The sequence below is a fragment of the Ectopseudomonas chengduensis genome (genome assembly GCF_900102635.1).
Taxonomy (GTDB): Bacteria; Pseudomonadota; Gammaproteobacteria; order Pseudomonadales; family Pseudomonadaceae; genus Aquipseudomonas; species Aquipseudomonas chengduensis.
In genome coordinates this window covers 221,938-245,743 of record NZ_FMZQ01000003.1, presented here as the reverse complement: position 1 = coordinate 245,743, position 23,806 = coordinate 221,938, and the positions used below count along the sequence as shown (strand labels likewise).

Annotated in this window: 22 protein-coding genes; 5 read left to right on the top strand and 17 right to left on the bottom strand. The window is 65.0% G+C overall.

Annotated features, from left to right (window positions below):
* Position 1: 1 nt before the first annotated feature.
* Positions 2–1,231 carry an acyl-CoA dehydrogenase gene (locus tag BLS08_RS07860; protein ID WP_017677111.1) on the bottom strand — a complete coding sequence of 410 codons (1,230 nt, stop codon included), beginning with the start codon at positions 1,229–1,231 and terminating at the stop codon, positions 2–4.
* A 150-nt stretch (positions 1,232–1,381) separates the two neighbouring features.
* Between BLS08_RS07860 and BLS08_RS07855 the strand changes: the two genes are divergently transcribed.
* Positions 1,382–2,317, top strand: a complete 936-nt coding sequence (locus tag BLS08_RS07855) for a LysR family transcriptional regulator (RefSeq protein WP_017677112.1) — start codon at positions 1,382–1,384, stop codon at positions 2,315–2,317.
* A gap of 63 nt (positions 2,318–2,380) precedes the next feature.
* On the opposite strand, the gene BLS08_RS07850 is transcribed toward BLS08_RS07855, so the two are convergent.
* Positions 2,381–2,815 (bottom strand): DoxX family protein, encoded by a 435-nt coding sequence (locus BLS08_RS07850; protein ID WP_017677113.1) that lies wholly within the window; start codon positions 2,813–2,815, stop codon positions 2,381–2,383.
* A 105-nt stretch (positions 2,816–2,920) separates the two neighbouring features.
* Entirely contained in the window at positions 2,921–4,336 is a 1,416-nt protein-coding gene (locus BLS08_RS07845; protein ID WP_017677114.1) for an MltF family protein, read from the bottom strand.
* 273 nt (positions 4,337–4,609) lie between these two features.
* On the opposite strand from BLS08_RS07845, the gene BLS08_RS07840 reads away from it, so the two are divergent.
* The 3 genes from BLS08_RS07840 to BLS08_RS07830 all read left to right on the top strand — a co-directional run bounded on the left by BLS08_RS07840 (position 4,610) and on the right by BLS08_RS07830 (position 7,458).
* Positions 4,610–5,422, top strand: a complete 813-nt coding sequence (locus BLS08_RS07840) for a TatD family hydrolase (protein ID WP_017677115.1) — start codon at positions 4,610–4,612, stop codon at positions 5,420–5,422.
* Positions 5,423–5,522: 100 nt separating this feature from the next.
* Positions 5,523–6,992: a methyl-accepting chemotaxis protein gene (locus tag BLS08_RS07835; RefSeq protein WP_017677116.1), complete on the top strand. Its 1,470-nt coding sequence runs from the start codon at positions 5,523–5,525 to the stop codon at positions 6,990–6,992.
* Between the two features lie 103 nt (positions 6,993–7,095).
* Positions 7,096–7,458, top strand: a complete 363-nt coding sequence (locus BLS08_RS07830) for an Mpo1-like protein (RefSeq protein ID WP_003460511.1) — start codon at positions 7,096–7,098, stop codon at positions 7,456–7,458.
* Position 7,459: 1 nt separating this feature from the next.
* On the opposite strand, the gene BLS08_RS07825 is transcribed toward BLS08_RS07830, so the two are convergent.
* From BLS08_RS07825 to selD, 10 genes are all read right to left on the bottom strand, one after another.
* Positions 7,460–8,257, bottom strand: a complete 798-nt coding sequence (locus BLS08_RS07825; RefSeq protein ID WP_026088583.1) for an acyl-CoA thioesterase — start codon at positions 8,255–8,257, stop codon at positions 7,460–7,462.
* Positions 8,258–8,330: 73 nt separating this feature from the next.
* Positions 8,331–9,134 carry a CHAD domain-containing protein gene (locus tag BLS08_RS07820; RefSeq protein WP_017677118.1) on the bottom strand — a complete coding sequence of 268 codons (804 nt, stop codon included), beginning with the start codon at positions 9,132–9,134 and terminating at the stop codon, positions 8,331–8,333.
* Between the two features lie 72 nt (positions 9,135–9,206).
* Complete coding sequence (locus tag BLS08_RS07815; protein WP_017677119.1) at positions 9,207–11,192, bottom strand: transglutaminase TgpA family protein; 1,986 nt, start codon at positions 11,190–11,192, stop codon at positions 9,207–9,209.
* Positions 11,189–12,145 (bottom strand): DUF58 domain-containing protein, encoded by a 957-nt coding sequence (locus BLS08_RS07810; protein WP_017677120.1) that lies wholly within the window; start codon positions 12,143–12,145, stop codon positions 11,189–11,191. Before BLS08_RS07810 ends, BLS08_RS07815 begins: the two co-directional genes overlap by 4 nt.
* Entirely contained in the window at positions 12,145–13,062 is a 918-nt protein-coding gene (locus tag BLS08_RS07805) for an AAA family ATPase (protein WP_017677121.1), read from the bottom strand. Before BLS08_RS07805 ends, BLS08_RS07810 begins: the two co-directional genes overlap by 1 nt.
* 95 nt (positions 13,063–13,157) lie before the next feature.
* Positions 13,158–15,125, bottom strand: coding sequence for a methyl-accepting chemotaxis protein (locus tag BLS08_RS07800; protein WP_017677122.1), 1,968 nt, complete (start codon positions 15,123–15,125; stop codon positions 13,158–13,160).
* Positions 15,126–15,251: 126 nt separating this feature from the next.
* Positions 15,252–15,857 (bottom strand): flavin reductase family protein, encoded by a 606-nt coding sequence (locus tag BLS08_RS07795; RefSeq protein WP_017677123.1) that lies wholly within the window; start codon positions 15,855–15,857, stop codon positions 15,252–15,254.
* Positions 15,857–16,135 (bottom strand): hypothetical protein, encoded by a 279-nt coding sequence (locus BLS08_RS07790; protein ID WP_017677124.1) that lies wholly within the window; start codon positions 16,133–16,135, stop codon positions 15,857–15,859. The genes BLS08_RS07795 and BLS08_RS07790 overlap by 1 nt, the downstream gene beginning before the upstream one ends.
* A 74-nt stretch (positions 16,136–16,209) precedes the next feature.
* Complete coding sequence (gene mnmH / locus BLS08_RS07785; protein ID WP_017677125.1) at positions 16,210–17,310, bottom strand: tRNA 2-selenouridine(34) synthase MnmH; 1,101 nt, start codon at positions 17,308–17,310, stop codon at positions 16,210–16,212.
* Complete coding sequence (selD, locus tag BLS08_RS07780) at positions 17,310–18,344, bottom strand: selenide, water dikinase SelD (protein ID WP_017677126.1); 1,035 nt, start codon at positions 18,342–18,344, stop codon at positions 17,310–17,312. Before selD ends, mnmH begins: the two co-directional genes overlap by 1 nt.
* Positions 18,345–18,448: 104 nt before the next feature.
* On the opposite strand from selD, the gene BLS08_RS07775 reads away from it, so the two are divergent.
* Positions 18,449–19,456 (top strand): patatin-like phospholipase family protein, encoded by a 1,008-nt coding sequence (locus tag BLS08_RS07775; RefSeq protein ID WP_017677127.1) that lies wholly within the window; start codon positions 18,449–18,451, stop codon positions 19,454–19,456.
* On the opposite strand, the gene BLS08_RS07770 is transcribed toward BLS08_RS07775, so the two are convergent.
* The 4 genes from BLS08_RS07770 to BLS08_RS07755 are packed head-to-tail and all read right to left on the bottom strand — an operon-like array spanning position 19,457 to position 23,692.
* Positions 19,457–20,653 (bottom strand): ABC transporter permease, encoded by a 1,197-nt coding sequence (locus BLS08_RS07770; protein WP_017677128.1) that lies wholly within the window; start codon positions 20,651–20,653, stop codon positions 19,457–19,459.
* Positions 20,653–21,867 carry an ABC transporter permease gene (locus tag BLS08_RS07765; RefSeq protein WP_017677129.1) on the bottom strand — a complete coding sequence of 405 codons (1,215 nt, stop codon included), beginning with the start codon at positions 21,865–21,867 and terminating at the stop codon, positions 20,653–20,655. The genes BLS08_RS07770 and BLS08_RS07765 overlap by 1 nt, the downstream gene beginning before the upstream one ends.
* Positions 21,867–22,547, bottom strand: coding sequence for an ABC transporter ATP-binding protein (locus tag BLS08_RS07760; RefSeq protein ID WP_017677130.1), 681 nt, complete (start codon positions 22,545–22,547; stop codon positions 21,867–21,869). The genes BLS08_RS07765 and BLS08_RS07760 overlap by 1 nt, the downstream gene beginning before the upstream one ends.
* Positions 22,547–23,692, bottom strand: a complete 1,146-nt coding sequence (locus BLS08_RS07755; protein ID WP_017677131.1) for an efflux RND transporter periplasmic adaptor subunit — start codon at positions 23,690–23,692, stop codon at positions 22,547–22,549. The genes BLS08_RS07760 and BLS08_RS07755 overlap by 1 nt, the downstream gene beginning before the upstream one ends.
* Between the last annotated feature and the right edge of the window lie 114 nt (positions 23,693–23,806).

The following is a 23,806-nucleotide window of genomic DNA, read 5'->3' as shown; positions in this document are numbered from 1 at the left end:
ATCAGCGGCTGGCTTTCATCACGTCGCGCGGCACGTACTTGCCAATCTCGAACTTGCCGATGGCTGCGCGGTGCACCTCGTCCGGGCCATCGGCCAGGCGCAGGGTGCGCTGCATGGCGTACCAGTAGGCCAGCGGGAAGTCGTTGGAGACGCCCGCGCCGCCGTGCATCTGGATCGCCCGGTCGATCACCTTGAGCGCCACGTTGGGCGCCACCACCTTGATCTGGGCGATTTCGCTGGCGGCGATCTTGTTGCCCACGGTATCCATCATGTAGGCCGCGTTCAGGGTCAGCAGACGCGCCTGGTTGATCTCCATGCGCGAATCGGCGATGTGATCGATATTGCCACCCAGGCGCGCCAGCGGCTTGCCAAAGGCGGTCCGCGAAACAGCGCGCTTGCACATGAGTTCCAGGGCGCGCTCGGCCATGCCGATCGAACGCATGCAGTGGTGGATGCGGCCCGGGCCGAGGCGCCCCTGGGCGATCTCGAAGCCACGCCCTTCACCGAGCAGTACGCTCTCGTAGGGCACGCGCACGTTCTCGAACAGCACTTCGGCATGGCCATGCGGCGCGTCGTCATAACCGAACACCGGCAGCGGGCGCAGTACGGTGACGCCCGGCGCATCCATCGGCACCAGGATCATCGAGTGCTGCTGGTGGCGCGGCGCGTCCGGGTTGGTCAGGCCCATGAAGATCATCACCTTGCAGCGCGGGTCGCAGGCACCGGAGGTCCACCATTTGCGACCGTTGATCACCCACTCATCGCCCTCGCGGCGAGCATTGGCCTGCATGTTGGTGGCGTCGCTCGAGGCCACGCCCGGCTCGGTCATGGCAAAGGCGGAGCGAATCTCGCCGGACAGCAGCGGCTCCAGCCATTGCTGCTTTTGCGCCTCGTTGCCGTAGCGCACCAGCACTTCCATGTTGCCGGTATCCGGCGCGGCGCAGTTGAACGGCTCGGGGCCGATCAGCGAACGCCCCATGATCTCCGCCAGCGGTGCGTATTCGGTGTTGGTCAGGCCGGCACCGTAGTCCGACTCGGGCAGAAACAGATTCCACAGACCTTCGGCTTTGGCCTTGTTCTTCAGCTCCTCCATGATCGCGGTCGGCTGCCAACGATCACCTTCGGCTACCTGCTGCTCGAACACCGCTTCAGCCGGGTAGACGTGCGCCTCCATGAATGCGCTGACGCGCTCACGCAGCTCTTGAACCTTCGGGGAATAGGCGAAATCCATGGAATTACCTGTTTGCAATAAAGGGTGAGAGGTTGTGGAAATGATGCTAGAACAGCGCTTAAGATTTATCTAACCTATTTTCAGCGTGTATGAACATTCATAACCGATATATGATCGATTGATATCGACGCCCCCTGGAGCACTGCCGGCATGAACCTGACCAAGGTGGATCTGAACCTCTTCATCGTCTTCGACGCCATCTACACCGAGGCCAACCTGACCCGTGCCGGGCAGATCGTCGGGATTACCCAACCAGCGGTTTCCAACGCCCTCGCCCGTCTGCGCGAAACCTTCAACGACCCGCTGTTCGTGCGTACCGCCCAGGGCATGGTGCCGACGCCGATGGCGCAGAACATCATCGGCCCGGTACGCAATGCCCTGCAGTTGTTGCGCGTTTCCGTGCAGGAAAGCCGCACCTTCAACCCGCAGCAGGCCGGCAAGACCTACCGCATCAGCATGACCGACCTGTCGGAGCAGATCCTCCTGCCACCGCTGTTCCAACGCCTGCGTCGCCTGGCGCCGAGCGTGTGCATCGAGAGCTTCCTGGCCAAGCGCCGCGAAACCACCAAGGAACTGGCCGCCGGCCGTCTCGATTTTGCCGTCGACGCGCCACTCAATACCGACCCGCAGGTTCGTCACGTCAAGTTGCTGGATGATCGTTATGTCTGCGCCATGCGCCAGGGGCACCCGCTGGCCAGGGAAAAGATCAGCCTCGACGAATACCTGTCACTGAGCCACATCCACATCTCCAGCCGCCGTAGTGGCCTCGGCTATGTGGATCTGGCCCTGGGCAAGATGGGCATCCAGCGCAAGATTGCCCTGCGCTCGCAGCACTACCTGATGGCCGGCAGCGTGCTGCAGCAGACCGACATGGTGATGACCGTGCCGGAGCGCTTCGCCCGCCGCCACAACCTGCATCATGTGGCCCTGCCGGTCGGTGATGTGCCGGCCCTGGAAACTCACCTTTACTGGCACGAAAGCACCGATCAGGACCCGGCCAACCGCTGGATGCGCGAGCAGATGATCGAGCTGGCGCAGCAGGTCGCCGCGCAGGAGAAAAAGGCCGAGCAAGCCGCTAATAACTGACCGCTCGACGTTGAACGCAAAAAGGCCCGCATTTGCGGGCCTTCTCGTTATTGCAGGGTTCGATCAGCGAGCGATCTTGCCATCCACCGACAGCTTGCCGGCGCCTTCGAACACCAGCGCTACGCTGATGGCCAGCAGAGCCAGGGCGAACTCGTAGCCATTGTTGCTCATGAAGAAACCGTTGGCGAAGTGCACAGTGAAGATCGCCACCAGCATGGTCACGGCCAGTACCGCCGCAGCCGGACGCACCAGCAGACCGATGATCAGCGCCACGCCGCCGAAGAACTCGGCGCTACCAGCCGCCAGCGCCATCAGGTAGCCCGGGGCCAGACCGATGCTCTCCATCCACTGTGCCACGCCAGCCAGACCATAACCACCGAACCAGCCGAACAGTTTCTGCGCGCCATGGGCGGCGAAGGTAATGCCGGCGACGATACGCAGGATGGTGATGCCGAAGCTGGCCTGGGTGGCGGTGATGTTCTTGATCAGGTTGTTCATTACAGCGCTTCCTTCGTGTGTGGGAGTTGATGGCGCACAGAATAGCCAATTTATTCGATTAAAAAACAGCAAAATACCGGTAATTAATATCGAATAAATAAATATTTAGTTGGCCGTCAGACGCTGCCTTTGCGGTTCGAGCAGATAGCGCTCACGGTCATAAGCAAGGTAGTACTTATTCACCGCATTCACATAACTCACCACGCCCATGCCCATCTGCTCCATGGCCACACGCTCGACCTGGAAGAACCACTGATTGGGATTGAGGCCACGCCTGCGAGCCTCGGCGCGCAGGCTCTGCACCCGCTGCGGCCCCAGGTTGTAGCCAGCCAGGACGAAGGCCATGCGCTCGCGCTCGTTGAGCTGCGGGCTGTTGAAGAAGTTGCGGCGGATCATCGCCAGGTACTTGCTGCTGGCCTGGACGTTACCGTCGAGGTTCTGGATGTTGCTCACCCCGACGCTACGCGCTGCCGCCGGGGTGATCTGCATCAGCCCGGTCGCGCCGCTGGCGCCGCGCGCCGATGGGTTCAACGTCGACTCCTTGAATGCCAGCGCAGCCAGCATCAGCCAATCGAAACCCTGCTGCTCGGCATGCTGCTGCAGCACCGGGCGCACCTTCTCCAGACGCTGTCGTTCAGTGCGCCCCAGCGGCGAATGCACCTTGTATAAGCGGCGATAGACACGCTGGAACGCCGCATCCTGGTCGGCCGGGCTCTGATAGCTGCTGAAGAAACGGTCGATGCTGGCACGCAGCATTGGCGCATCGGGGCGCACGAACCATTTCATGTCGCCGTCGCGCGCCAGGATCAGATGCTTGTCGACGCGCAACTTGGGCATCACCTTGGCCCAACGTTCGGCGATCGGCAGCTCCACCGCAGTACGTTCGAAGATGCCGGCCTGAACCATTTCCAGCACATCTTCGACGGCCAGACTGGGGTCGACCCACTCGACCACGATGGGTGGCAGTTTGCGATCAGCCAGTTGCTGGTTGATCAACCGTAGCGCATCACCCACGGCGCTGCCCGCTGGCAATGAAAGACTACGCCCGGCCAGCTGTTCGAGGCTGCGGTAATGCCGGTTACCCTGCTTCGACACCAGCACCAAAGGTACTTCGCGGCGAATCGCCGTACTGGCGCTGACATCGTGCCCGGTGCGTACATTGAGCAGTTCGCCGGGTGCGACCAGGTCGCCCTCGCCGCGCTGCAATGCACCAAGCAACTGATCCTTGGCTTTGGGGATGATCTTCAGTCTGAGGCTGCGACCATCTCGAGAATTGCGGTTGAGGTACTGCTCGAACGCCCGCAGGCGGTGGTACTCGACGCCAATGCTCTGGCCCTTGACCGAGCCCGAGCTGTTGCGGCTCTGATTGACCAGCACCCGCAGTTCACCGCTGCTGCGAATCGTCGGCAGATCGCGCGCGCTGCGGGCCTGACTGCCGACCTCCGGCGGGCCGGCCACGCGCGCACTGACCGACAACGGCAGCGCAGCCAGCAGGCACAGGATCAGCAGCAATCGCGACATCGACTCTCCAGGGAAGGCGGTAGGCCGCCGAAGCCTCATCCGGTTGGTGGCTGCTGTACGCCGATGCGCGACAGACGGCTACTGACCGTATACCCGCCAAACAAGTTCCAAGGCCGGCAGGGGCGCGGAGATTGGCACAGCAGAGCGCTGCCGCGCCACCCCACAACCTTGCATCAACCTTAAAAACAGCGACCAACTTATTGTTTTAAATCGACTTCCTGACGAACGGATGGCATCTGCTATTCTGCCCCTTCGCGTTCAATAGGTGGCACCATGCAACTCATCGATATTGCCGTCAATCTCACCCACCCCAGCCTCGCGGTGCAGGCCGAGGCGCTACTCGAACGCGCTTATGCAGCCGGGGTGTGTCAGTTGGTACTGACCGGCACCAGTCTGAATGAAAGCGAGGCCAGCCTCGCACTTTGCCGACAGTTGGATAGCAGCGGCCAGCGCCTGTTTAGCACCGCGGGGGTTCACCCGCACGACGCCAGCTCGTGGAATGGCGCCAGCAGCCGCACGCTCAAGACGTTACTGGCCGAGCCACAAGTGCGCGCCGTAGGCGAATGCGGACTGGATTTTGATCGCGACTTCTCGCCACGCCCGGTACAGGAAAAAGCACTGGAAGAACAGCTGGCCCTGGCCGTCGAACTGCAGATGCCGGTATTTCTGCATGAGCGTGAAGCCAGCCAGCGCCTGCTGGAAATCCTGCGTGACTATCGTGACCGACTGCCAGCGGCCGTGGTGCACTGCTTTACTGGCGAACGCTCTGCACTCTATGCCTATCTCGATCTCGACCTGCATATCGGCATCACCGGCTGGGTCTGCGACGAACGTCGCGGTACGCATCTACATCCGCTGCTCAAGGATATCCCCGGCGAGCGCCTGATGCTGGAGACCGATGCGCCCTTCCTGTTACCGCGCAGCCTGCGGCCAAAGCCCAAGAGCGGGCGTAACGAACCAGCCTATCTCGGCGAGGTGCTGCGGGAGGTGGCGTTGCACCGCGGGCAAAGCGAGGAAACCCTGGCGGCACAGACCACAGCCTGTGCACGAGCGTTCTTCGATATGCCAGCCATAGTGGAAGACTAAGGCGCCAGAGTATTGATTGGCGTCAAGACCCTGGCTGTTTACCGATGCATACTGCTGGCACTTGGCCAATAGCGAACGCAGCGAGACGGATAACAACAGCATGGGCGCCTGGATCAGCGATCTTTCTCTCAAGTACAAATTCTGGGCGGTCAACGCCGTCGCCTTCGTCATCAGCCTGATGCTAGTGCTGTTCGCCCTGCATACCGAGCAACAGGCACGCAGCGCCGATGCCAGGCAGGCTGCAATCGAGCAGGCGCGCCTGCTTCAGCAGTGGCCGCAGCAGGCTGCGTTGCCCAACTCGAGCAGCATCCAGATGCTGCAAGGCAATGCTAGCCTGCCGGGCGCTCGAGGTACCCCCGACGCCAGCGGCTGGCAGGCAGTGAAGCATGACGCCCGGTTCGGCGACTCCCCCGTGATCGGGGCGCAGCACGTCACCCTCAGCGATGGACGTACCCTGGCGATCGTGGCGCGCGCACCCAGCCTGCTCGACCTGTTCGCCCAGCATGCGCTGACCTATGCCGTCGCAGTCGCCGTGTTGATGCTGTTGCTGCTGGCTGCTTCGCAGCTGTTGATCCGCTTTCTCTTGAGCCACCTCAACACCCTCAAGGACGTGATACTGCAAGCCGAGCGCAGCGGTGACCTGTCCCTGCGCGTACCGCTGAGCAGTCGTGACGAAGTCGGCCAGATGGCCGCCGCCTTCAACGCCATGCAGGCCGGCTATCAGCGCGTGGTCGGCACCGTCGGCCAGGTGGCGGGCGAGCTGAACAGTGGCACCCGCGATATGGCCGAGCGCATGGGGGCGGTGCGCCAGGGCATGCTCAGCCAGCAAAGTGAAACCGATCAGGCTGCCACCGCAATCAACGAGATGTCAGCGACCGTGCAGCATATCGCCGATCACGCTGGCACCACCCGCGATCAGTCGCTCAATGCCGATCAGCTAGCGCGCGCAGGCCAGCAGGTGGTGGAACGGGTCGAGCAATCCATCGCTGCCCTGTCGCAGGGCGTACGCCAAAGCGCCGCCAGCATCGAGCGCCTGGCCGAAGACAGCCAGCACATCAGCCGCGTGGTCGGTGTGATTCACGGCATCGCCGAACAGACCAACCTGCTCGCCCTCAATGCCGCCATCGAGGCCGCCCGCGCCGGTGAAATGGGCCGCGGCTTCGCCGTGGTCGCCGACGAGGTGCGCAACCTGGCCAAGCGCGTGCAGGACTCCACCGACGAAATCACCCAGATGATCGGCAACCTGCAGGCTGGCTCCCGCGACGCCGTGGAGTTCATGCGCGAAAGCTCGGAGAACGCCAACCATTGCGTACAACTGGCGCAAGAAGCCGGCGAGTCGCTGGCGGCGATCACCGCCGCCGTGGCGCTGATGCGCGACAGCAATACACAGATCGCCGTGGCCGCCACACAGCAGAGCCAGGTGGCCGAAGAGATGAGCCGCTCGGTGGTGGGCATTCGTGACGTCACCGAACAGACCGTTGGCCAGACCCTCGAATCGGCCGCCACCAGTCAGCAGCTCGCCCAGCTGGCAGGCGAACTGAACAGGGCCATCGGCCAGTTGCGCCTGTAGAGGTGGCCCTTTAGGCATAAGCCTATCTGCGCCATAGCCAGGAGCAATTCGCTCTGCATTGGCGGCGATCCTAGACTCGTCTCATCGAGTCGAGGATCGTCCCATGAGCAAACGTCACCCCAACCTGCTGGCCTGGCAATGGCGCCATTACGCCAGCCAGCATCGGCATCCCACCAATCTGCTGCTGCACCTGATCGCCGTGCCACTGTTCCTCCTGTCGCTGATACTGCTGCTGATCGGCCTATGGCATCTGCGGTTCGTGCCGTTGGCACTGGGCAGCATCGGCCTGATCGCCTCCCTGGCGCTGCAAGCTCACGGCCACAGACTGGAGCAACAGCCTGCGGAACCCTTCGCCAGCAAGAGCGATGCGCTGAAGCGTCTGCTGTTGGAGCAGTGCGTGACGTTCCCGCGCTTTCTCTTCAGCGGCGCGTGGTGGCGCGCCTGGCGCCAACGCCGGCGCCACTGAATCAGGCAAATACGGTCACGGTCTGCCGGCTCAAGGCGATCAGCTCACCTGCAGGTGTCCACATCGCCGCCGCCACGTGCCCGTAACCATCGCGGGCATGTTCGATATCCGCGCGATACAGACACCAGTCTTCGCTGCTAAGTGTGTGTAGCGGCTGGACGAACTCGATGGTCCAGGTCAGCGAGCTGCCCGGCGCCGGGCTTTTCAGATAGGGCAGCACTGCAGGCGGCCAGGCATCGACCAGTGCCAGCAAGTGCGCCTCGCTGAGCATCTGCGGCTCGCGCTCACCACGCAAACGCACCCAGCCGCCCATCTGCCGCGATGGCGTATTGCTGAAAGGCATGCCGCCAATTCCCCAGCGCATGGCCAGAAAGCGCGTGAACTCCGGCGTGACGTTGCGCACGTAGGGCAACTCCTGGCACTGCTCGACCGGCGTGATCTGCGGTGCGGCAAGCGCCTCCACGGCAATCGCCGAAGGGCGCGATGCGCCAAAGCTGCCCTGCACCACGGTCACCACCTGTCCGTCCTGAACCGCGCGTAGGAACATCTGGCTGACCGCCTTGCCCTCGCGCAGCACCTCGGCCTGGAAACTGACGGGAACATCCGGCGCCACGGGGCCGACGAAGGTAATAGCCAGCGAGCGTACCGGTCGGCCCTGCGGCACCTTGGCGCGCATGGCCTCGAACGCCAGAGCCGCCACCAGGCCGCCGAAACTGGCGCGGCCCTGCCCCCAATCAGCCGGGATCACCACGGCATCGGGATCGCGGCGCACCGCCTCAAGTATTTCGGAAAAGATCATACGCACCTCGGCATTCATCGATGGCGACGATCTTAGGGGATGCTGACGACTGAACGATAGTCTACAAGGATGCCTATTCGGTCATATTTGCGGCGAGAATGACACCTTTACCCGCGTTCGGCAGGTCGCCATACAGCGCCAGCAAGGCATCATCGGCGCGCCCCTCGGCAGTCAGCAGAGCCTGCAGCCAGATGGCCCGGCAAGGTTCCAGGGACACCATCGCATCGGCCTGTGCCAGCCACTGCAGCCGATCATGCCAGTCACCCAGCGCGCTTTGCGCAAGCTTGAGCCTGAGCTGCGCCGCCTTGCTCAAACGACTTTGTGCGGGGTAGGTTTCAGCGGCGTAACGCACGCGCTTGATCAACAGGCGCAGGCGGTGACGATCATGCGCCGGATCGAGCAACGCACGGGCCAGTTGTCGTTGCTGACGGCGCAGGCGACGCCGGATGCGTTTGTCTATATCGTTCAACTGGCCTTGCCTGGCGGCTTCACGCCAATTCGCCGGCCAGCCGTCGAGCAACAGCATCAGGTCCGCCAACTCGCGACTACTGGCAATGGCAGCGTAGCCTGCGGCGCGCTGCGCCTCATCGACAGGCGCCAGATGGGCCAAGCCCATTCGTGCCAGTTCGGCTACCAGGACTTCGCGATCACGCAGTGGCCCACTGAGGCGGCCCAGCACCGCTGCTCCCTGCTCCAGAACATCTACAGCCGGCAAACCGCGTAACGGACGCAACAGGCTGCGCAATTGCCGCAGGGCGATGCGTAAATCGTGCAATGCCTCGGTATCGGTACAGTCGGCCAGCCGTGCCTGGCAGGCATACAACCGCACTTGCAGAGCCAGGACGCGGCCCAGGCAATGCTCGATGAAATCGCTCATGCTCGCTCCTCCAAACGATGATGCATCAAGCTAACAGCCCGACCACCCACTCAAGCAAGTGGCCAATGGTCGCTAACGCGACAAGCGCCAGGGCAATGCTCTGCGCAAATCACTCAGTGCTTGCCGCAAAGCATCACGTGACGCTGGCCCGCCGGCATAGCGCTGCTGCTCGAAGCATCGGGCAAATGTCTCGATCTGCTCCGCCTGCTCGGGCAACTGCCGCGCCGCGCGCAACGCGAAGGAGCGTGCGCCCTCACCCGCTTCCCGGCGCACGTCATGGCGCGCCAACAGCCGCTCGAACTTGCGAAACGCCTGGCGTTGCGGATCAGGCCGCTGTTGCCAGGGTTTGAGCAGCCACAGCGCCAGCAGGCCAATCAAAAGCGCTCCAGTGCCCACCAGAGCGATCGCCAGACGCTGCCAATCGAGGCTGCCGAACCAGTTCTGCAGCAGTTTCAGCTGCTGTTCACCCTGGTACCCCAGCACCCAGCGCTGCCAGCCGTAATTGAGATTCTCCCAGCTCATGCGCAGCTGATTGAGCCACGCCAGCTCGCGGTAGCGCAGCGGCGAGAAGGGTTGATCGTCGAGAAAACCATCTTCTTCGGCCAAGGCCTCTTCCAGCCCTTGCTCGATACGCTCCGGCGCTACCTGAAAAGTCGGATCGACGCTGCGCCAGCCACGGCCCGGCTGCCAGTACTCGACCCAGGCGTGGGCGTCGAACTGACGTACCTGGACGTAGTTGCCATTGGGATTGAGCTCGCCGCCCTGATAACCGGCGACCACCCGCGCGGGAATACCCGCGGCACGCAGCACGAAGGTCATGGCGCCGGCATAGTGCGCGCAAAAACCACGCCGGGTGTTGAACAGGAAATCGTCGATGCTGTCGCTGCCCAGAGGCTGCGGGCGCAGTGTGTACACGTAGGGTTCACGGTTGAAATGCTGCAGCACTGCCGCCACCAATGCGTCGCTCTGCGGATACTGCGCCTTCAGCTCAGCCGCCCAGGCGCGACTGCGCGGGTCGCCCTGCTGGGGTAATTGCAGCGCCTGACGGATACCTGGCGGTTCGGCCTGCGCCTCCCGCACGGCCTCGGGCCAGGAGCGCACCTGGTACAGCAGGGGCCGATCCACCGGACGCAGTCTCTGCCAACGGAAGTCGTTCATCATCCGCCCGCTGTCCTGCGCCATCTCGCCGACATCCAGGGCGTACAGCCAGCGCTTGCCGCTGGGCTGCATGATGATGCTGTAATCGAGCGGCTCGCCGGCCTTGCTCCACTGCGGAGCCAGCGGAACATCAGCGTAACCGGACTGCGACCAGCGCCTGCCATCGAAGCGCTCCAGCGTCAGAGCACGCCAGTACAGCTGCCCTCTGGGCGGCACTTCACCCTCGAAACTGGCGCGAAAGGCCAGTGCCGAGGAGCGACTGAGTTCGGCGATATCAGCCGGCTCCATGCTGTCCGACAGGCCGGTGACGCCCTTGTCGCTGGGCAGTGGCAGCGACCACAACGGCCCCATGCGCGGAAAGAACACGAACAGCAGAAGCATCAGCGGTATCGCTTGCAGCACCAGGCCACCTGCCAGGCGCAGGGGCGGCCAGGGGCGTTCGGCAAATCCACTGTGCTGCAGGCCGACCAGGGCGGTCAGCAGCGCCGTGACCGGCAGCAGGCTGTAGAGCGCGGCAAGAATGCCGTCTTCGAACAGATAGGCGGTCACCACGCAGAAGAAACCGAGGAAGATCAGTACCAGCGCATCACGCCGCGTACGCATCTCCAGCAGCTTGAGGGTGAAGGTGGCGATCAGCAGCACTGACGCGGCATCCAGCCCCACCAGCGTGCCGCGCGAAAGCAGGATGCCCGCCAGTACCAGCAGCACCAGACCGCCCTTGGCCCAGCCATTGGGATAGCGCGCCCGCATGCGGAAGATCTGCACGCGCCAACCGGCAGCGCCGAGCCATAGCGCGATCATCCACAGCGGCAGATGCACCAGGTGCGGCACGATCACCAGCACCTGGGCGACCAGCAACCAGGTCAGGGCGATCCTCGGGATACCCGGCAGGCTGCTCATACGCGCGCTCCGAACAACGCCAGGGCGCGCAGGCAGGCATCGCGATGCCCCTCACCGTAATCAGGGGCAATTACCTGCCCAGGCAGTTGCAGGCCGAACGCCTGTTGCCGCTCGGTAAATTGCAGCACCCAGTGGCAGAGCAGCGACAAACGCATTTCGCTGTCGCCCCCCAGGCTGTCGAAGTCCAGCCATAGATCGCGGCCGCTGAGCATGGCGAAATCCTTGACCAGCAGGCCCTGGCCACGTGAATAGGCCTTCCAGTCCAGGCGTCGTTTCGAGTCGCCTGGTTGATACTCGCGCAGGCCCTGGAAATCATCGGCGCCCTGGCCGCGGGCACGCATGCCCTCTTCCTCCTCCTCGTCGCCCAAGCCTGCCGACAACGGCAGCTCACCCTCCAGCGGCCGCGGGTAGACCAGCACCGCCTGATCCAGATCGACCCAGCTCCAGGCCACCAGCAAGCCCAACGGAAAACGGCTTTCCACCCGTAGACGCTCGGGTCGCAGCCAGCCACGTCGCACGGCTGGCTGGCTCAGATCCACTTCGGTCTGCCCCTGGCGCGGTACGTCGCGCACCACCAGATCAGACGGTGGCCAGCCCAGCGCCACGGCCTGGCGCTCACGCTCAGGGCTCTCCAGGCGCACGCGAAAACGCGCATGCTCGCCGACGAACACCGCACCACCGCCACCGGCCTTGAGCACCAACCCGGCCAGGTTGCGGTAGGTATGCAGGATGGTGACGACGAACACCGACACCAGCAGGAAGGTCAGGCCATAGGCCAGGCTGTTCTGGTAATTGATGCCCACCAGCAGCATCAGCAGCAGGGCCACGGCAAAAACCGCCCCCACCCGGCTGGGTAGAATGAAAATGCGCCGCTGATTCAGGCGCACGCTGGCCGCTGGCGGAATACGCCTGGCCAACCAGCGCCGCCAGAGCGGCTTCAGCGCTGCACGCATCAGAGCGCCGGCACTTCGCGCAGCAGCCATTGCACCAGAGTGCCGCCACCGTGACCGGTGGGGTCGGCGCGCTCGCGCAGACGATGCCCCACTACTGATGGCAGTACCGCTTGCACGTCTTCGGGGATGACGTAATCACGTTCGGCCAGCAAAGCCCAGGCCCGTGCAGCGGCCAGCAACGCCAGACTGGCACGCGGCGACAAGCCCCAGGCGAATTGCGGCTGGCTGCGGGTGGCCTCGACCAGGCGCAGTACATAGTCGATCAGCGCATCGCTGGCACGCACCTTGGGCACTTGCGCCTGCAGACGGGCCAGTTCGGCATGGTCGAGAATGGATTCCATGCTTGGCAACAGATCGCGCCGGGCATCGCCCAGCAGCAACGCCCGTTCCGCAGCCTGCGCCGGATAGCCCAGCGACAGACGCATGAGAAAACGATCGAGTTGGGATTCGGGCAAGGCGAAGGTGCCGCCACTGCTGACCGGGTTCTGCGTGGCGATGACGAAAAACGGCTCGGGCAGCGGCCGGGTCGCGCCCTCGATGGTCACCTGCCCTTCTTCCATGGCTTCGAGCAGCGCGCTCTGACTCTTCGGCGTGGCGCGGTTGATTTCATCGGCCAGCACCAACTCGGCAAAGATCGGTCCCGGATGAAAGACGAACTGCCCGCTGTCCTTGTCGAACACCGAGGTGCCAAGAATGTCGCCGGGCAACAGGTCGGAGGTGAACTGGATGCGCTGAAAGCTCAGCCCCAGCACACGTGCCAGGGCATGACTGAGGGTCGTCTTGCCCATGCCCGGCAGGTCTTCGATCAACAGGTGACCGCGCGCCAGCAGGCAGGTCAGCGCCAGGCGTACCTGCGCCTCTTTGCCCAGCAACACCTGATTGACCGAGTCGAGACAGGTATCCAGTTTGCTTCGCATCATTCGCTCCTTATGCAGAACGTCGATGCTACTGGGGCGCCGGGGCGTGGCATAGCGCTATGCAAAGTTTGCTCACGAAACTGTGAGGCCAGACGCTATGTCAGGCGAAAGTGCCCCGCCATGCCCTGCAGCTCACGCCCCAGCTCAGCCAGCTGGATGCTCGACGCGGCGGTTTCGTCCATGGCCGTGGCTGACTGATCGGCAATATCGCGGATCGAGGTGACGCTGCGGTTGATTTCCTCGGCCACGGCGGTTTGCTGCTCGGCGGCGGCAGCGATCTGCTGATTCATTTCCGAGATCAGGCTCACCGCCTCGGCAATGGCCGCCAGGGCGCCTTCGGTCTGGTTGGCGTCGCCAACGGTCAGATTCACCAGGCTGGCGCTCTGCTCCATGTCCGTCACGGCGCGGCGGCTACCCTCGCGCAAGGCCGCGATCAGCGACTCGATTTCCGCCGTGGATTGCTGAGTGCGTTTTGCCAACGCCCGCACCTCATCGGCGACCACCGCAAAACCACGCCCCTGTTCTCCGGCGCGCGCCGCTTCTATGGCCGCGTTGAGCGCCAGCAGGTTGGTCTGCTCGGCAACGCTCTTGATCACCTCGAGTACGGCATCGATACGCTGAGTGTCCTGGCTCAGGCGCTGAATGCTCTCGGTAGTGGCGTCCATGGCGCGAGCCAATTGCTCGATGCGCTGCAGGGTCTGGCGCACCACCTGGCTACCGGCACCGACGCGCTGGTCAGCCTGTTCGGTGGAAGCCGCTGCGGCCTCGGCATTGCGTGCCACCTCGTGCACCGTGGCCGTCATCTGACTCATGGCGGTGGCGACCTGATCGGTCTCCAGCTTCTGACCATTGACGCCCTGGCGCGTCTGCTCGGCAGTTGTCGAGAGGGTCTGGGCGGAGCTGGAAATCTGCGCCACACCCCCCTGCAGGCGGCCAACCATATCTCTCAGGTTGGCGGACATCCCTTGCATGGCAGCGAGCAGTTGACCGATTTCATCGCGCCGATCCTGTTCGATACGTACGCTGAGGTCGCCACTGGCAATGGATTCGGCGAGGCCGATCACGCGCTTGAGCGGACGCACGATGGCCAGGCTGATCATGATCGCCGCGCCAAGACCGAAAAGCAGCGCCAAGGCCGCTGCCAGGATGATCAGACCGCTGCTGGCCTGACGCTCGGCATGCATGGCCTGGCGTTGCGTGTCCAGAGCCAGCTCGACCCGCTGCAGCAACTGCTCGACCTGAGCGACCAGTTGCCCGTATACCTGTTTTTGTTGCTGTAGCTGGGTGGCGTACTCCTTCAGACGCTCATTGAAGGAGTCGACGTTGACCACTACCTCGCCGAGCACCGCGGCATAGCCGGGATCGTCCAGCGCATCGCGCAACTCGGCCGCCAGGGCTTGCGCCTCGCCTGCCTGGGCAATTTCCGCCTGCTCACTGCTGTCGCTGCGTCGGCTGGCTTCCAGGCGCTGGCGTGCCTGATCCAACGCCTGCAACAGCAGTTGATGAACCTTGCCGACCTTGCCGGCCTGCAGGACCGAATCACCGCCCTGCTCGCCTTGGGAGCTCTTGAGCAGGTCGACACCGTCTTCGGCCAGCCCTTCCTGCAGCAGATCCAGACTGTTGGCCGCGCTGACCACCAGCCAGTCGGCGGCTTGCAAGGACAGCTGCATGTTGTCGGTGAGCTCAACGTAGCGGGCAAAGGCGCTGCGGTAGTCGGCCAGTGCAGGCTCGACCTGCGCCAGAATCGCGGCCGTGTTGCTGTCGAGCTCACTTTGCAGTGCCTGTCCGGTCTGCAAAATGCCCTCAGCCTGTTCGGCCAGGCGCTCGGCGTGCTGGCTGTCACCACTCAACGCAAACGCCTGCTCACTCTGACGCATACGCAGCGCCTGCTCGCCCAGCGCGCTCATGCGCTGCTGCAGCTCGGCGCCAGCACTGACCTCACGCAACGCCAGCAAACCGGTAACAGCCACCAAAGCAGTCAGAATCAATACCAGAGCAAAACCCAGCATCAACTTGCTGGCCGTGCTCAGACTGGCCAGCCGCTTGCTCAATGAGCCACCCATGACATCCCCCTGCCTACTGCAGCTAGCCCCGAATTCTGGAACATAGGAGCGCAGCGCTACTGGCGACAAGCCAGCAAACAGCAAGATGGCCGGGAGAGTTAACTGGACGTCGTTTTCAGAACGGGTTCAGGGCCGTTGCATCTGGAAAAGATCCCGTGTGCGGCAATAGGCGCTACCACCGAGGCGACCCACCAGATCGAGTTTGAGCGGGTCGATGCGTCCCTGCTCGTTGAGCACTGCGTCATCGATATGCGCCAGCAACACTTCGGCGAAGATCAGATGACAATTGGGTTGCTGCGCCGGATAGGGCTGGATTTGCGTCACACGGCATTCGAAGGTCACCGGGGCGCCGACGACGCGCGGCACGTCGATGCGCTCGCACGGCTGGCTGGCAATGGCGCAGTGGGCAAATTCGCTGACCTCATGAGGCAGGATCGCGGCACTGGCATTCATCGCTTCGGCCTGAGCGAAGCTGACCAGTTGAATCGCCAGCTCGCCGCTGGCCTGGGCATTGCGCAGGCTGTCCTTGAGGCTGCCATCGTCGCGGGTGTTGACGTTGACCAGCAAGGTCGGCGGGTTGTCACTGATCACCTGAAAGAAGCTGAACGGCGCCAGATTGGCCACGCCCTCGGCCGAACGGGTGGAAACCCAGGCGATAGGCCGCGGCGTGACAGTGGACGCCAACCAGCGATAAGCCTCGAGCGGGCTCAGATCGGAGAAATCGAGCTGCATCAACGCCCCGCTCGCGATTCACGGATGTAAAAGCGCGCACGCTCGGCCTTGCTGGTGCAGCCTTCGTAGGCTTCGAACTGCTGCTGGGTCTTGGCAGCGGTAAGCAGCGAAAGCGCCTTGGAATAGCTCACCGTACCGGCGAAACCCTCGGCCTCGGCGATGCTCAGCTCTTTCCAGGCGGCATCCAGTTGATTGGCACAGGTCTCACGGTAGACGGTCTTGCCGGCGCAGCCGGTGAGCACCACCGCAAGCAGCGGTAAACAGATCCAGTGTTTCATCGACCACACTCCTCGAACAGATTGACTACGGGTTGGCCCAGTCTATGACGCTACGGCAGAAGGAAAGTGCCACCTCACCCGCCGTTTCGCTTACGCAGGTATTCCACCACAGCCAGCTGCTCCCCGGCGAATTCAATCCGCCCTGATTTGCTCTCGCGCTGGAATACGTACATAGGATCGTAGTACTCGACCAGCAGGGCCTCGATCCAGCCGCGGTGCGTATCCACCTGGCCATCGACCTGCTGCTCCTGCAGCGCTTGCTCCATGATCGCGGCCAGGCGCTGGTACCGCTCGCCTCCCAGGCGACGGGTGATATTGGCCAGGCTCTCGCGCAGGCGCTCGGCGAACGCGGTGAAGCCTGCCTCGGCGCCCTGGACTGCAACGAACTCGGCACACAACTCGACCACGTAGGCCTGCAGAATCCGCTCCACACGGTTGGCCACACTGTCCTCCAGCCACACCAGGGGGTGCTGCTGCATCGCCTGATACAGCGGCAATGGCAAGGAGCAGCGGCCGATCAGACGCGCCTCATCTTCCAGTACGAATTGCTGCTGTCCCGCGGCACGGCGCTTGAGCAGATCGATGGCCAGAGCATTCTCGAAATCGATCTGCTCGGGCTGGCCAGTGGCGCGCTTGCCGAAGCTGGAGCCTCGGTGATTGGCGTGCGCCTCCAGGTCCAGGCTGTTGCTCAGCTGGCTGATCACCTCGGTCTTGCCAGTGCCGGTCATCCCGCCCACCAGCACGAAATCGCACGCCTGTACCGCCTCGTCGGTGGTCTGCAGAAGGAAGGTGCGCATGGCCTTATAACCACCGACCACTCGCGGATAGTCGATGCCCGCCTCGCTTTTCAGCCATTGCTGGACGATCTGCGAGCGCAGGCCACCGCGAAAGCAGTACAGGTAACCGTCAGGGTTGGCCTTGGCAAAGGCGGCCCAAGCCTCGATGCGCTCGGCCTTGGTCTGGCCGCTGACCAGTTGATGGCCCAGCTCGATTGCAGCCTGCTGGCCTTGCTGCTTGTAGCAGGTGCCAACCTTCTGCCGCTCGATGTCAGTCATCAGGGGCAGATTGATCACGCCGGGGAAGGCACCTTTATGGAATTCGACCGGTGCACGGGTATCCATCATCGCCCGGTCATGCAGGAACAGATCGCGGTAGTCGGTGCAGTCGTCGCGCATCAGAGCACCTCGACCGCGTAACGCTGTCGCTCGACCATCTCACCGATGGGCGCCAGGCTCAGCCCCAGTTCGGCGGACACGGCGAGGAACTCGGCCTCGCCTTCCGGCGCCACGGCGATCAGCAGACCGCCGCTGGTCTGTGGGTCGCACAGCAGGAGCTTGGCCAGCTCGGGCAGCGGCGCGATCTTGTCGCCGTAACTGTCGAAATTGCGCAAGGTGCCACCCGGTACGCAGCCCTGCTCCAGATAGTGTTCGACACTGGCCAGACGCGGCACTCGGGCGAACTCGACACGGGCACTCAGACCGCTGCCATCGGCCATTTCCACCAGGTGGCCAAGCAAGCCGAAGCCAGTGACGTCGGTCATCGCGCGCACGCCGGCGAGCTTGCCAAAGCGGCTGCCGGGCTTGTTCAGGGTGCACATCCAGTCACGCGCCAGGCCAACGTCCGCATCGCGCAGCTTGGCCTTCTTCTCCGCCGTGGTGAGGATGCCGATGCCCAGCGGCTTGGTCAGATACAGCTTGCAACCAGCCGTGGCGGTATCGTTGCGCTTCATGTTGGCCTTGCTCACCAGGCCGGTCACGGCCAGGCCGAAAATCGGTTCCGGCGCATCAATCGAGTGACCGCCCGCCAGCGGAATGCCGGCTTCATCGCACACGGCGCGGCCACCCCGGATCACTTCGCGTGCCACTTCCGGGGCCAACACATTGACCGGCCAGCCAAGGATGGCGATGGCCATCAGCGGATCGCCGCCCATGGCGTAGATGTCGCTGATCGCATTGGTGGCGGCGATACGGCCGAAATCGTAGGGATCGTCGACGATGGGCATGAAGAAATCGGTGGTCGAGACCACCCCGCGTTCCTCGTCAATGGCATAGACCGCGGCATCGTCGCGCGAGGCGTTGCCTACCCATAGGCGCGGGTCGAGATTCTGCGCGCCGCTGCCGGCGAGAATCACCTCCAGCACCTTGGGGGAAATCTTGCAGCCGCAACCGGCGCCGTGGCTGTACTGGGTCAAACGGATTGGCTCGCTCATGTCTCTCTCTTGCATCGACGACTGGCGGCGGATTCTAGCAAAGACTGCCTTGGCTAAGCCCAATTGCGCGAGTAAGGTCGAAGCTTCACTGGGGGAATCGGTCAATGAGCAAGAAAGTGGCGCTGGTATTGGGCTCAGGAGGTGCGCGCGGCTATGCGCACATCGGTGTGATCGAGGAGTTGCAGGAGCGCGGTTACGAAATCGGCTGCATCGCGGGCTGCTCGATGGGCGCAGTAGTCGGCGGCATCTTCGCCGCAGGCAAGCTGCGCGAATACCGCGAATGGACGGAAAGCCTGGATTATCTCGACGTGTTGCGCCTGCTCGACGTCAGCTTCCGCCTCGGCGCCATCCGCGGCGAGCGAGTGTTCGGGCGCATCCACGACATCGTCGGCGAGATCAATATCGAGGACCTGTCGATCCCCTTCACCGCGGTGGCCACCGACCTGACCAACCAGCAGGAAATCTGGTTCCAGGAAGGCTGCCTGCACCAGGCGATGCGCGCCTCGGCGGCGATTCCCAGCCTGTTCACCCCGGTGGTGCAGGGCAAGCGCATGCTGGTCGACGGCGGCCTGCTCAACCCGTTGCCGATCGTGCCGGTGGTGTCCAGCCACTGCGACCTGATCATCGCGGTCAACCTCAACGCCACCAACCAGAGCCACTACCAGTTGCCGGTGATCGAGCGGCCGGCGGCGCTCAAGGGGCGCATCGACCAGTTGATGACCACGCTCGGCTCGCGCCTGCCAAGCTTCCGCCGCAAGAGCGAGGACGACGTCCTGCTGCTGGCCGAGGAGCAGCAGCGCGCCGATGCCGTCAGCCCGGCTGCCGCGCCGAGCCGCGCCTGGGAGGATGAGGCGGCGCCGAAATCCGCCAGCGGCTCGCGGGTCGCCGAGTTCAGCGGCCCGGCCTCGCTGCTGGAGCTGGTCAACCAGAGCTTCGAGGTGATGCAGACCTCGCTGGCGCAATACAAGATCGCCGGCTACCCGCCGGACATCCTGATCAACGTGCCCAAGCGCGTGTGCCGTTTCTTCGAGTTCTACAAGGCGCCGGAGCTGATCATGCTCGGCCGCCAGATCGCCCGCGACACCCTTGAGCGCTACGAGCGCGAGCGTTGATCACTCGCTGTGCAGCGCCTCGACCGGCTGCAGGCGAGCCGCCCGCCGCGCCGGGGCGATGCCCGAGAGCACCCCCACCAGCGCCGCCAGCAGCAGTGCCAGCAGCAGCCCCCCCGGCTGCACGGCAAGCGGCAGCCCCGGTAGCGCCAGTTGCAGAGCGCCGAGCAGCGCGCCCATCAGCAGCAGCCCGGCCAGCCCGCCGAGCAGCGACAGCAGCAGCGCCTCGCCGAGAAACAGCGCCAGCACCTGCCGCGAGGTGGCGCCGACCGCGCGCAGCAGGCCGATTTCCGCCGCGCGCTCGGCCACCGCGGTGGTCATGATGGTGAGGATGCCCACCGCCCCCACCAGCAGCGAGATACCGCCCAGCGCCGCCACCGCGACGCTGAACATGGCGAGGATGCGATCCAGGCTGCGCAGCATGTCGTCCTGGGTGGTCAGGTTGAAATCCTCCTCGCCGTGGCGCTCGATCAGCAGCTGGCGCACCCGTTCGCTCATCTGCGCCGCGCCGCTGCCGGCGTTGAACACCAGGTTGATCTTGGCCAGGCCGTCGCGGTTGAACAGGCTTTCGGCCCAGTCCACCGGCACGTAGGCGATGTCGTCGATGTCGAAGCCGAGCAACTGGCCCTGGCGCGCCATCACCCCGATCACCCGAAAGCGCGTGCCGCCGACCCGCACCGTCTGCCCCAGCGGGTTGGCCGCGCCGAACAGCTCCTGGCGCAGGGTGTGGCCGAGCACCACGTAGGGCGGCGAGCGGCCGTCGCGCGGCTCGGGGAGGAACTGGCCGAGGGCCAGCGGCAGGCGCCAGGCCGTGGCCATCTGGTGGCCGCAGCCGAGCACCCCGGTGTAACGGGTCAGGCCGGCGAACTGGATGTCGCCGTTGCCCTGAATGATCGGCACCGCCGCCTCGACGTGGGCCAGGCGGCGCAACGCATCGGCGTCGGCGATGGTCAGCGGGCGCACGTTGCTGAGCACGCCGCCGAGGCCGCCGGTGCGGGTCATGCCCGGGCGGATGGTCAGGTTGCGCGTGCCGAACTGGGCGAAGTTGTCCTGCACGTAGCCGCGCAGGCCGTCGCCGATGGCGGTGAGCAGGGCCATGGCGGCGATGCCGATGGCCACCCCGAGCAGGGTCAGCAGGCTGCGCAGGGGCCGGCTGAGCAGCGCCGAGCCGCTCAGGCGCAGACCGTCGCGCAGTTGCATTAGCCGCCCCCCGCCGCGCCGTGCAGCGCCTGCACCGGCGCCATGCTCGCGGCGCGGTTGGCCGGCAGCCAGGCGAACAGCGCGGCGCAGACCAGCGCCAGGCCCAGGCTGACCAGCCGCGCCCACCAGGGCGCATGCAGCGGCAGCGCGGTGGCCAGGCGCGCGCCCCACAGCAGCAGCTCGGCCAGCAGCAGGCCAGCCAGCGCACCGACCAGGGCCAGCAGCAGCGCCTCGCCGAGAAACACCAGGCGCACCTGCCCGGCGCTGGCGCCGAGGGCCTTGAGCAGGCCGATCTCGGCGGTGCGCTGGTTGACCGAAATCCAGGTCACGTTCATCACCAGGATGCCGGCCACCAGCAGGCTGATCGCGGCGATGCCGCCGAGCGCCTGGGTCAGGCGCGCGAGAATCTGCTCGAAGGTGCCGCGCAGGGCGTCCTGGCCGACCAGGGTGAAATCCTCCTTGCCCTGGTGACGCCGGCTCAGGCTGGCACGAATCTCCCGCTGCGCGCTACCGAGGTAACTGGCGCCGCGCAGCTCGACAAAGATGCGCAGCAGGCCCTCGCGGTCGAACAGCGCCTGGGCGTTGGCCAGGGGTATCAATAGGCTGTCGGAAAAATCCATGCCCAGCGACTCGCCGCGTTCGGCCAGCACGCCGATCACCCGCAGCCGCCGGTCGCCGGCGCGCAGCCACTGGCCCAGCGCCGGCCCGTCGCCGAACAGCTCGCGGCGCAGCCGTGCGCCGATCACGCCGACCGCCTCGCCCTGGCCCGCGGCCAGTTCCGGCAGCGCCCGGCCCTGGGCCAGTTGCAGGCCGCGCATGGCGAAGAAGTGGTGGTCGGTGCCGACGATCAGCGTCTCGCGGTGGCGATTGCCGGCGCGTACCTCGGCGCGCCCCGACTGCTGCGGCGCCACCCGGCGCACCTGCGGCAGGCGGGCGATGGCCAGGGCATCGCCGAGGGTCAGCTCGCGCGGCGCCAGGCCGGTGACCGGCGGCATGCCGCCGGTGGTCTGGTTGCGCCCCGGCACGACGATCAGCAGGTGGCGGCCGAGCTGGTCGAACTCGCCGATGACGAAGCGCCGGGCGCCCTCGCCCAGGCCGCTGAGCAGCACCACGGCGAACACGCCAATGGCGATGGCCAGCAAGAGCATGGCGCTGCGCGAACGGTGCCCGCGCAGCCCGCCGAGCCACAGGGCGCAGAGGTCGGCGGCACGCATCAGGCCACCCGCAGTTGCGGCGGCCGCGCCTGGCCGTCGTGCAGCCACAGCTGGCGCCGCGCGCGCGCCGCGTGCTGCAGGTCGTGGGTCACCACCACCAGGGTCTGGCCCTCGGCGTTGAGCGCTTCGAGCAGGGCGAACACCTCGCCGCCGGCCTGGCTGTCGAGGTTGCCGGTGGGCTCGTCGGCCAGCAGCAGCGCCGGGCGCATGACCATGGCGCGGGCGATGGCCACCCGCTGGCGCTGACCGCCGGACAGCTCGGCCGGGCGATGACCCAGGCGCTGGCCGAGGCCGAGGCGTTCGGCCAGCTCGCGGCTGCGGCAGCGGCGCTCGGCGGGGTCGATGCCGGCCAGGAGCATCGGCAGCTCGATGTTTTCCAGCACGTTCAGCCGCGGGATCAGGTGGTAGGCCTGGAACACGAAACCGATATGGCGGCTGCGTAGCTCGGCGCGACGGCGTTCGTCGAGCGCTACGGTGGCCTCATTGTTGAGCCAGTACTCACCGGCATCCGGCACGTCGAGCAGGCCGAGAATATTGAGCAAGGTCGACTTGCCCGAGCCGGACGGACCGACCACCGCCAGGTAGTCGCCGGCAGCGATCTGCAGGTCCAGCGCCGCCAGGCCGACAACCCGCTGCTCGCCACTGGCGAAGCCGCGCGTCACCCCCTGCAGACGGATCATCACTGCGCTTCCGCGCCGCGCGAGATCACCGCGATACCGTCCTTGAGTCCCTCCTGGTGGAGGCTGGCGAGAATCCGCTCGCCCTCGTGCAGGCCGTCGAGCACCTCGGTCCAGCGCCAGTTGGCCAGCCCGGTGTTGAGTTCCACCTCGCGCAACACGCCGGTGGCCGGGTCGTAGCGCAGCACCCGGCGCCCCTCCAGCAGGGTCTCGGTGGGGATACGCAGGCTGCCGGCGCTCTGTTCCAGGAGGATTTCCACGTCGGCGCTATAGCCGGCCAGCAGGGTCACGTCCACCGGCAACTGGGCGAAACGCACCTCGACGTCGACGGTGCGCGCCTGCTTCTCCAGCTCACGCACGAAGGGCGCGATGCGGCTGACCTGGCCGTGGAAGTGGCGGCCGCGGAAAGCGTCCAGGCTGATCCGTACCGGCATGCCGATGCGCACCCGACCGGCGTCCACCTCGTCGATCGGTGCATCGACGTAGAGGCAGCTGTCGTCGATCAGGTCCACCGCCGGCGGCGTCGGAATGCCCGGCGGTGAGGGAGTGACGAATTCGCCCAGCTCGCCGTTGATCTGCGCTACCACTCCGGCGAAGGGCGCACGCAGCACGGCCTGGTCGAGCAGCGAGCGCTGCAGCGTCAGGTTGGCCTCGGCCTCGCGGATCTGCACCTGCTGCGCGGTGCAGGCCAGTTGCGCCAGGCGCGCCTTGGTCTCGGCCTGGTCGAGGCGCTCGAGCGAGGTCAGCTTGCGTTCACCCAGGTGCTGCAGGCGGCGGTGATCGCGCTGGTACAACTCGGCCTTGCGGCACAGCTGCTCGCGCTCGCTGCGGCGTACCTCAAGACGCGCACTGGCCTCCTCGACCCGCGCCAGGCGGTCGTCCTGGCGCAGGCGCATGAGCACCTGGCCGAGTTCGACCTGCTGGCCTTCGTCGACCAGCAGCTCGCTGACCTGGCCGCCGACATTGAACGACAGCCGCGAACGGCGACAGGATTTCAGGGTGCCGGCGCGGGTATTGGCGACCACGGTTTCCACCGGGCCGCGCTCCACCGCGATCAGTTGCACGGGCATCGGTTGGGGTCGCTGCCACCACCATACAGCCGCCAATAAACCGGCGAAAACAATGAGGTAAATCGACAGACTGCGCATAAGTGCCTCTTTATTGACACCCCAGCTTCAGCCTAGGTCAGCCTCTCCCCGCCAACAACGCGATACGCCCGCCATTGGTCTCTTGATAGAAGTTCTTAGTTTCAACGGTTGATA

Bases quoted from the DNA above. Each gene is read 5' to 3' on its own strand.
- BLS08_RS07835 (WP_017677116.1), top strand. From the start codon at position 5,523: ATGGGCGCCTGGATCAGCGATCTTTCTCTCAAGTACAAATTCTGGGCG.
- BLS08_RS07850 (WP_017677113.1), bottom strand. From the start codon at position 2,815: ATGAACAACCTGATCAAGAACATCACCGCCACCCAGGCCAGCTTCGGC.
- BLS08_RS07805 (WP_017677121.1), bottom strand. From the start codon at position 13,062: ATGCGAAGCAAACTGGATACCTGTCTCGACTCGGTCAATCAGGTGTTG.
- BLS08_RS07825 (WP_026088583.1), bottom strand. From the start codon at position 8,257: ATGATCTTTTCCGAAATACTTGAGGCGGTGCGCCGCGATCCCGATGCC.
- BLS08_RS07790 (WP_017677124.1), bottom strand. From the start codon at position 16,135: ATGAAACACTGGATCTGTTTACCGCTGCTTGCGGTGGTGCTCACCGGC.
- mnmH (WP_017677125.1), bottom strand. From the start codon at position 17,310: ATGCGCGACGACTGCACCGACTACCGCGATCTGTTCCTGCATGACCGG.
- BLS08_RS07810 (WP_017677120.1), bottom strand. From the start codon at position 12,145: ATGCGTGCAGCGCTGAAGCCGCTCTGGCGGCGCTGGTTGGCCAGGCGT.
- BLS08_RS07800 (WP_017677122.1), bottom strand. From the start codon at position 15,125: ATGGGTGGCTCATTGAGCAAGCGGCTGGCCAGTCTGAGCACGGCCAGC.
- BLS08_RS07815 (WP_017677119.1), bottom strand. From the start codon at position 11,192: ATGAGCAGCCTGCCGGGTATCCCGAGGATCGCCCTGACCTGGTTGCTG.
- BLS08_RS07775 (WP_017677127.1), top strand. From the start codon at position 18,449: ATGAGCAAGAAAGTGGCGCTGGTATTGGGCTCAGGAGGTGCGCGCGGC.
- BLS08_RS07855 (WP_017677112.1), top strand. From the start codon at position 1,382: ATGAACCTGACCAAGGTGGATCTGAACCTCTTCATCGTCTTCGACGCC.
- BLS08_RS07795 (WP_017677123.1), bottom strand. From the start codon at position 15,857: ATGCAGCTCGATTTCTCCGATCTGAGCCCGCTCGAGGCTTATCGCTGG.
- BLS08_RS07820 (WP_017677118.1), bottom strand. From the start codon at position 9,134: ATGAGCGATTTCATCGAGCATTGCCTGGGCCGCGTCCTGGCTCTGCAA.
- BLS08_RS07770 (WP_017677128.1), bottom strand. From the start codon at position 20,653: ATGCAACTGCGCGACGGTCTGCGCCTGAGCGGCTCGGCGCTGCTCAGC.
- BLS08_RS07860 (WP_017677111.1), bottom strand. From the start codon at position 1,231: ATGGATTTCGCCTATTCCCCGAAGGTTCAAGAGCTGCGTGAGCGCGTC.
- BLS08_RS07755 (WP_017677131.1), bottom strand. From the start codon at position 23,692: ATGCGCAGTCTGTCGATTTACCTCATTGTTTTCGCCGGTTTATTGGCG.
- selD (WP_017677126.1), bottom strand. From the start codon at position 18,344: ATGAGCGAGCCAATCCGTTTGACCCAGTACAGCCACGGCGCCGGTTGC.
- BLS08_RS07840 (WP_017677115.1), top strand. From the start codon at position 4,610: ATGCAACTCATCGATATTGCCGTCAATCTCACCCACCCCAGCCTCGCG.
- BLS08_RS07760 (WP_017677130.1), bottom strand. From the start codon at position 22,547: ATGATCCGTCTGCAGGGGGTGACGCGCGGCTTCGCCAGTGGCGAGCAG.
- BLS08_RS07845 (WP_017677114.1), bottom strand. From the start codon at position 4,336: ATGTCGCGATTGCTGCTGATCCTGTGCCTGCTGGCTGCGCTGCCGTTG.
- BLS08_RS07830 (WP_003460511.1), top strand. From the start codon at position 7,096: ATGAGCAAACGTCACCCCAACCTGCTGGCCTGGCAATGGCGCCATTAC.
- BLS08_RS07765 (WP_017677129.1), bottom strand. From the start codon at position 21,867: ATGCGTGCCGCCGACCTCTGCGCCCTGTGGCTCGGCGGGCTGCGCGGG.